This window comes from Kineococcus glutinatus (assembly GCF_039542765.1).
In the GTDB taxonomy this organism is placed as follows: Bacteria; Actinomycetota; Actinomycetes; order Actinomycetales; family Kineococcaceae; genus Kineococcus_A; species Kineococcus_A glutinatus.
Window position 1 is genome coordinate 1 of the sequence record NZ_BAABIL010000412.1, and the last position, 992, is coordinate 992.

Consider the following 992-nt stretch of genomic DNA (forward strand, 5'->3'; position numbering starts at 1 on the left):
GGGCGGTCGCCCGCAGCCGGCCGTGGTCAGCGCCGCGGCGAGGACGAGCAGCACCCCACCCGTCCGGCGCACCGGCCGCTCCGCTGGCCTGAACCGCTGCAGCGCGACCACCTCCTCCGCACGCGCCCCCGGGACCGGGTGATCGTTTCTATCCCCACCCGGCGCCGCTCGCGCGGCGAGACCCCGACGGCGCCGCCCCTCAGACCGGGGCGGGCACCCCGTGCGCGGCGTCGCCGACGACCGTCACGTCGCGCCCGGCGGCCTTGCCCCGGTACAGGGCGGCGTCGGCGCGGGCGACGACCTCCGCCGCCGTCTCCCCCGGCGCCCACTGCGCGATGCCGACGGTGCAGCTCTGCCCGTGCGGCACGGCCCGGCGGATCCGGTCGGCGACGGTGACGGCGTCCTCGGCGCCGCACCCGGGCAGGGCCAGCACGAACTCCTCCCCGCCCCAGCGGGCCAGGGTGTCCACCTCGCGCAGGCAGCCGGTGGCGGCCGCCGCGAAGTCCCGCAGCAGCTCGTCGCCGCCGAGGTGGCCGTGGGTGTCGTTGTAGCGCTTGAAGTGGTCCAGGTCGAGCAGGGCGAACGTCAGCGGCAGGCCCGTGCGACCCGCGCGGGCGATCTCCGAGGCGCTCGTCTCGTCCCAGCGGCGGCGGTTGGCCAGGCCGGTGAGCGGGTCGCGCTCGGCGGCGGACGCCAGCCGTTCGAGCAGGTCGGCGCGCTCGATGGCGTGCGCGGCCTCTCCCGCCAGGGTCTGCAGCATCGGCAGCACGTGCGGGGGCAGGGCCCGGTGGTGCTCGGCCCACACCACCCCGAGCACGCCGACGGCCTCCCCGCCGCGCAGCAGCACGGGCTGCCACGCCGCCGAGGCCGTCGTCGCCGGCAGGCCCGCCGCGGTGCGCGGGTGGGCGGCGACGTCGGCGGCGAACAGCGGGGTGCGGTCCGTGAACGAGGTGATCGCCATCGACATGTCGACCTCGAGGTCGAAGCGGACG

Annotated in this window: 1 protein-coding gene; it reads right to left on the reverse strand. The window is 78.0% G+C overall.

What is annotated here, in order from left to right; all coding sequences use genetic code 11:
* Positions 1–199: 199 nt before the first annotated feature.
* The coding region (locus ABEB16_RS14850) for a GGDEF domain-containing protein (protein ID WP_345713011.1) at positions 200–992 on the reverse strand (793 nt) is incomplete at its 5' end.